This is a genomic window from Pseudomonas sp. FSL R10-1350, assembly GCF_009600525.1.
Classification (GTDB): Bacteria; Pseudomonadota; Gammaproteobacteria; order Pseudomonadales; family Pseudomonadaceae; genus Aquipseudomonas; species Aquipseudomonas helleri.
In genome coordinates this window covers 1-5,879 of the sequence record NZ_WIVR01000116.1, presented here as the reverse complement: position 1 = coordinate 5,879, position 5,879 = coordinate 1, and the positions used below count along the sequence as shown (strand labels likewise).

Genomic DNA, 5,879 nt, shown 5'->3' with positions numbered 1-5,879 from the left:
GATCCTGGCCGGTGGCGGGGCGATCGACGCCGCGCCAGCGCTGCTGCAATTGGCCGAGCGGTTGGGTGCGCCGGTGGCGCTGACCATTAACGCCAAGGGCATGCTGCCAGCCTCTCACCCGTTGTTGATCGGCTCCACGCAAACGCTGGTGGCCACCCGGGCATTGGTGGCTGAGGCCGACGTGGTGCTGGCGATTGCCACCGAACTGGCCGAAACCGATTACGACGTGACCTTTGCCGGAGGCTTTGAGATCCCCGGCGCTTTGTTGCGCATCGATATCGACCCGGATCAAACCGTGCGCAATTATCCGCCTGCACTGGCTTTGGTGGCCGATGCGCAACTGGCTGCCGAAGCCTTGCTGGCGCGTATCAGCGCGCAAGCATTGCCCAAGCGCGAGGCGGATTGGGGGGCCGCACGGGCTGCGCGCTTGAACACTGAATTGGCGGCTGTTTGGGATGAGCCGACCCGTGCCCAAACGCATTTTTTGCAGACCGTATTTGATGTGCTGCCCAATGCTGTGTGCGTGGGTGATTCGACCCAGCCGGTGTACACCGGCAACCTCACGTTCAACCCCGATCAGCCTCGGCGCTGGTTTAACTCATCGACGGGTTACGGCACCCTCGGCTATGCCTTGCCAGCCGCCATCGGCGCCTGGCTGGGGCGCACTGCCAACGGCCAGCAGCCTGGCCCGGTGGTCTGCCTGATCGGTGATGGCGGTTTGCAGTTCACCTTGCCAGAACTGGCCAGCGCCGTTGAAGCGCGCACGCCAATCATCGTCTTGTTGTGGAACAACCAGGGCTACGGCGAGATTAAAAAGTACATGCTCAACCGCGACATCGAACCAGTGGGCGTCGACATCTACACCCCGGACCTGGTCGGCGCCGCCAAAGCGCTGGGTTGCACGGCCTTGGCGGTTGAGGGCGAGGCGCAACTGCGCGCCGCGCTGGTCAGCGCCGCTGAACGCCAGGGGCCGACCGTGATTGAAATCGACGAGCACCTCTGGCAGCAGGCGCTGGCCTTATAAACTTCTGCGCAGGCGCGCCAGATCCCGTGCGGGAGGCGCGCCGAACTGGCGGCTGTATTCGCGGCTGAATTGCGAGGCGCTTTCATAGCCCACGCGATACCCGGCCGCCGAGGCGTCCAGCCCTTCACTGAGCATCAGCCGCCGCGCTTCGTTGAGGCGCAGTTGCTTTTGATACTGCAACGGGCTCATGGCGGTCATCGCCTTGAAGCGGTGATGCAGCGTCGACACACTCAAATTGGCCTCACGGGCCAGGCTGTCGATGCGCAACGGTTGCTCGAAATGATCATTGAGCCAGGAAATCGCACGGCTGACGCGGTGGGTCTGGCTGTTCTCGCTGGCAATTTCGTACAAACGGTAGCCCTGCGGGCTGCGCAGCAAGCGGTACAAAATCTCACGGCGAATCAGGGGCGCCAGCATGGCGATGTCTTTCGGCGTGTCGAGCAGCCGCGTCAGGCGCAGCAAGGCATCAAGCATCGGCGGGTCGAGGGGTTCAACGTACAGCCCGCACCCGGCGGGGCGTGAGGGCACACCCATGGGGCCCGCTTCGCTGAGCAAGGTGGTGATTTCTACCGGGTCAATGTCCAGGCGCAAGGCCAGAATGGGTTTTTCGGCAGAGACTTCCAGCACGCGACCACTGATGGGCATCGACACCGACACCACCAGGTAATTGAGCGGATCATAGGCGAAGTACTCATCCCCCAGACGCACCTCTTTATTGCCCTGAGCCATCACGCACAGTGCAGGTTTTGGCAGGCTGGGTGAAAAGTCGCTGGGCAGGCTGTAACGCGACACGAACAGCGCCTTGATGCGGGTCTCAAACGAGCCGTCTTGCTGGGTGTGCCGGGTTATCAGGTCGGCCAGTTCCACGCGCTGTTTTTCAAGCGCGCTGTCGAGCGCAGGTCGCGGTGTTTCTGGCACAGACATGGGAGGCATCCTCGATCAAGCAGTTGAAGGCCCACAGCTTAAGTTTGTGCAAGGCGCAGGGGTAGCCAATTTCTGCTGCAGACTTGCCTGATCCTGCCAGCGCTGACGAATAGAGGCTGATTTGGCCCGCTACAGCGCGGCCCTATTGCTCGAAATTCCGATCGGCGGCCCGGCGCGCGCAAGTGCACAGCGGGGCGGAGTAAGCGGTGGTTTTGCAGAATCGTGCAAGTCTGGGGCAGGAATCGACTAACGGCGCTTGAGCACCGGCCCTTAAGCTTTGAACCTTCCCCTCACGCCACTTTCCTTTGTGGAGGCCTCCATGCCCCAGTCCTATGCCGTCAGTCACATGACTCTGGTCCGCGCGCGCGCAGGGTGTTCGGCCCAGGTTCATGCGTGCTTGAAACAACTGATCGAACCGACGTTGAAAACACCGGGTTGCCTGCACTTTGCCTTGCAGCACTGTGACAGTGACCCGTTGTTGTGGCATGTCGCGGGCTATTGGCAAGATCAATGTGCAATGCAGGCGTACTTCAACTCACCGTTGATGGACGTGTTCAGCACGTTGCTCAACCAGAACGTGGTCGACAGTCTGGATTTTCAGACCTTCAACGAACAGGCCTCGGCGCAGATGCGCAAGCGCGCCAGTTAAACGGGTAGAATGGCGCTTTTTTCACTGGCCGGAATGTGAAACATGGCGCGTAAAGAGTTCAAGCATTTTGAAGCGGTATCAGCGGTTGTCCCGGTTGAACTGGGGGTTGCGGGTGCCTACCACGTGGCCATTGCCGTCAAGGCCTTGTACGAAGGTGGGGCACCGCGCTTTCACACGCTGTTGATCGATCAGGTATTCAAGACCGCCACGGCCGCAGATGCCGCCGCAGAGCAGCAACTTGAACACCTCAAAGACGTCACCGAAGACGGCGAGCTGGTCTGGTAATTATTTAGGGCGGTGCATTCTGAACAAGGCTTCAGGGCCCAGCTGGAAATAATCCGCCGGGCCGCCGCCACGCAAAATAGGCTCAGCGGCTGCTGTGTCGTAAATGCCGTCCTTGAGCAAATGCTTGGCGATGTGCACCGCCACCACTTCACCCAGAATCAACCAGCTCGGCACCAGCTCTTTATCGGCCCGTTGCAGATGAATGATCTGCGTCACCTTGCATTCAAACGACACGGGCGTTTCAGCCACCCGGGGCACGCTCACCACGCGTGAGGCCACGGTCGTCAACCCTGCCAACGCAAACTCATCGACTTCTGGCCCGACCGGCGCGCAGCTTTGGTTCATCGCCTCGGCCAAAGGGCGTGTGGCCAGGTTCCAGACAAACTCACCGGTTTGCTCAATGTTATTGAGGCTGTCTTTGCGGCCCACGCTGCAAAAACCAATGATCGGCGGGATGTAATTGAAGGCGTTAAAAAAACTGTACGGCGCCAGGTTCAACTGACCTTGGGCGTCTTGCGACGAAATCCAGCCAATCGGGCGCGGCCCGACAATGGCGTTGAACGGATCATGGGGCAATCCATGGCCCTTGGATGGTTCGTAGAAATGAATATCGTCATGCATGGCAGGCATCCGCAAACAGCTGAGATAGAGGGCCCATAGTCTGCTAGCCATTTGCCCCGAAGACAATCGCAAGCCCCAAAAATGACTAAGCCCGGCCGAAGCCGGGCTGTGGAGTCACCCGCAGGTGTTAGCTGAAGCGGGCACCTTGGGTGCGGTCATAACCGTCTTCGGCAAAGGTCGCTGAGCGCGTGTTGTCAAAGCCGTCTTCTGCCAGGGTGGCTGAGTGAGTGCGGTCGTAGCCGTCTTCAGCAAAGCTCGAAGAGTGGGTGCGGTCGTAACCGTCGGCAGCAAAGGTGGCAGAGCGGGTGCTGCTGTAGCCATCTTCAGCAAAAGTTGCCGACTGGGTGCGGTCAAAGCCATCCGCGGCGAAGGTGTTGAAAGCCAGAACCGAGAGGGCAGCGGCGAGGATAAATTGGGTTTTCATGATAGTGCTCCTTGTTGCAGTAATCGGGTTGGTGTCGCTATGGGTTTAAGACTACGCCGATTAATTTGATTAAAAAGCGCAAAAAATTGCCTTAAGTAATCAGTTAATTCGATGTATAGCGCCACGCGAAAACAAGGTAGAGGGCTGCTCTACATTCCGTTCAGGCGTTATGCCGGGCAGTGGTCTTTGAGGTTTCGCTGAGATTGATAGTGGGCTAACAAAATTAACTGACTATTAATTCAAGAAAATCGAATCAGCGGTGTTGCGGGGGAGGGGGAAGGGAGGCAATCCAGGCCCTGCAAGAACCCGTCATAGGGCTCCTGCAGGCCAGGACATCACGCTAAGGCAAGGCTTAGTCGGTGGTGATGCGCGAGTGAGTACGCGTGTCTTTCATGGTCGCGTACACCAGCAGCGAGCAGGCGATGCACGCTGTCACGTACCAGTAGTAGCCGGTTTCCATGCCTGCGCTCTTGAACCACAGCGCGATGTATTCAGCGGTACCGCCGAAGATCGACACCGTCAGTGCGTAAGGCAGGCCAACACCCAGTGCGCGGATTTCAGTCGGGAACAACTCGGCCTTGACCACGGCGTTGATCGAGGTGTAACCGCTGACGATGATCAAGGCGGCCATGATCAGGAAGAACGCGCCCCACCAGGTGGTGATGGTGTGCAGGGTGGTCAGGATCGGCACCGTGAACAGGGTACCCAGCACGCCGAAGGCAATCAGGATCGGGCGACGGCCGATTTTGTCAGACAGCCCGCCCACCAGCGGCTGGATGCACATGAACAAGAACAGCGTGGCGGCGGAAATCGTGGTGGAGTCCGAGATGCTCATCCCGACCGTGTTCACCAGGTATTTCTGCATGTACGTGGTGTAGGTGTAAAACGCCAGTGTCCCGCCCATGGTCAGGCCAACCACGGTCAGCAGCTCTTTGGGGTGGCGCATCAGCGTGCGCATCGCGCTTTCTTTTTTCTCGACCTTGACCTTCTTGAACGACTCGGTCTCTTGCATGCCGCGACGCAACCACAGCGCGACCACGGCGCACAAGGCACCGATCACAAACGGAATACGCCAGCCCCAGCTGTACAACTGCTCTTCAGTCAGGGTTTGTTGCAGGATGATCAACACGCCCAGCGCGATGAGCTGGCCCGAGATCAGGGTCACGTACTGGAAGCTGGAGAAGAAGCCACGACGCTCCTTGGTGGCCATTTCACTGAGGTAAGTGGCCGAGGTGCCGTATTCGCCACCCACCGACAAACCTTGCAGCAAACGGGCGAACACCAGCAATACCGGGGCCCAGACGCCAATGGTCTCGTAGCCAGGGGACAGGGCGATGACCAGCGAGCCGAAACACATCAGCAAGACCGACGCCATGAGGGCGGCTTTACGGCCTTTACGGTCTGCGTACAGACCCATCAGCCAGCCACCGATAGGGCGCATCAAAAAGCCCACGGCGAAAATCGCGGCGGTGTTGAGCAATTGAGCGGTGGTATCGCCTTTCGGGAAAAAGGCCTTGGCGAAGTACAGCGAGAACGCGGCGTACACGTACCAGTCGTACCATTCGACCATGTTGCCCACCGAGCCACTGAAAATGGACTTGATGCGGCTGGAGGTGGTTTTGGCTTGGGGTGCTGCAGACGCAGACCCGGCAGGCAGGGTGCTTGAGTTATCCATTGAATGGATCCTTGTTTTCTTGGTTTTGTTATAGCGCGGCAAAACGCGAGCTTGCGGGGGCTATAGCAGAACTTGTGCCAAGGCTTGAATGCCCGGTTTACAAGGGTTTCAAACAAGGAATGAGCGGGAATCCGCTGGTTAGTGGTTATGCGTAAGCGGAAATCCGCCTACAGATCACAAATCTGTAGGAGGGGCCGCGCCTTCGACGCCGCGCTGTCGCGCAGCAAACAGGCCGCCGAGTATCTTCAGCATCCCCCAATCGGTTCCCTCTCCTTCG

General features: G+C 59.0%; 7 protein-coding genes. 3 read left to right on the top strand and 4 right to left on the bottom strand.

Annotation, left to right across the window (positions count from 1 at the left end; genetic code table 11):
* Positions 1-1,024: thiamine pyrophosphate-dependent enzyme (locus tag GHO25_RS25040; RefSeq protein WP_256677328.1), on the top strand; the 1,024-nt coding region annotated here is incomplete at its 5' end.
* Here the strand turns inward: GHO25_RS25040 and GHO25_RS25035 are convergent.
* A complete protein-coding gene (locus tag GHO25_RS25035) occupies positions 1,019-1,948 on the bottom strand; it encodes an AraC family transcriptional regulator (RefSeq protein WP_048369673.1) in 930 nt (309 codons plus the stop codon). The genes GHO25_RS25040 and GHO25_RS25035 overlap by 6 nt on opposite strands.
* 319 nt (positions 1,949-2,267) lie before the next feature.
* On the opposite strand from GHO25_RS25035, the gene GHO25_RS25030 reads away from it, so the two are divergent.
* Positions 2,268-2,597: a putative quinol monooxygenase gene (locus GHO25_RS25030; protein ID WP_048369675.1), complete on the top strand. Its 330-nt coding sequence runs from the start codon at positions 2,268-2,270 to the stop codon at positions 2,595-2,597.
* A 42-nt stretch (positions 2,598-2,639) separates the two neighbouring features.
* On the top strand, positions 2,640-2,882 hold the full coding sequence (locus GHO25_RS25025) for a hypothetical protein (RefSeq protein ID WP_153393217.1): 243 nt from the start codon (positions 2,640-2,642) through the stop codon (positions 2,880-2,882).
* On the opposite strand, the gene GHO25_RS25020 is transcribed toward GHO25_RS25025, so the two are convergent.
* The 3 genes from GHO25_RS25020 to GHO25_RS25010 all read right to left on the bottom strand — a co-directional run bounded on the left by GHO25_RS25020 (position 2,883) and on the right by GHO25_RS25010 (position 5,602).
* Positions 2,883-3,503 carry a flavin reductase family protein gene (locus GHO25_RS25020; protein WP_153393214.1) on the bottom strand — a complete coding sequence of 207 codons (621 nt, stop codon included), beginning with the start codon at positions 3,501-3,503 and terminating at the stop codon, positions 2,883-2,885.
* A gap of 127 nt (positions 3,504-3,630) precedes the next feature.
* Positions 3,631-3,927, bottom strand: coding sequence for a hypothetical protein (locus GHO25_RS25015; protein WP_048386735.1), 297 nt, complete (start codon positions 3,925-3,927; stop codon positions 3,631-3,633).
* Positions 3,928-4,279: 352 nt separating this feature from the next.
* Positions 4,280-5,602: an MFS transporter gene (locus tag GHO25_RS25010; RefSeq protein ID WP_048369682.1), complete on the bottom strand. Its 1,323-nt coding sequence runs from the start codon at positions 5,600-5,602 to the stop codon at positions 4,280-4,282.
* Positions 5,603-5,879 lie beyond the last annotated feature (277 nt).

Excerpts from the sequence above, each read along its gene's own strand:
- GHO25_RS25015 (WP_048386735.1), bottom strand. The coding sequence starts at position 3,927 with ATGAAAACCCAATTTATCCTCGCCGCTGCCCTCTCGGTTCTGGCTTTC.
- GHO25_RS25030 (WP_048369675.1), top strand. The coding sequence starts at position 2,268 with ATGCCCCAGTCCTATGCCGTCAGTCACATGACTCTGGTCCGCGCGCGC.
- GHO25_RS25020 (WP_153393214.1), bottom strand. The coding sequence starts at position 3,503 with ATGCATGACGATATTCATTTCTACGAACCATCCAAGGGCCATGGATTG.
- GHO25_RS25035 (WP_048369673.1), bottom strand. The coding sequence starts at position 1,948 with ATGTCTGTGCCAGAAACACCGCGACCTGCGCTCGACAGCGCGCTTGAA.
- GHO25_RS25010 (WP_048369682.1), bottom strand. The coding sequence starts at position 5,602 with ATGGATAACTCAAGCACCCTGCCTGCCGGGTCTGCGTCTGCAGCACCC.
- GHO25_RS25025 (WP_153393217.1), top strand. The coding sequence starts at position 2,640 with ATGGCGCGTAAAGAGTTCAAGCATTTTGAAGCGGTATCAGCGGTTGTC.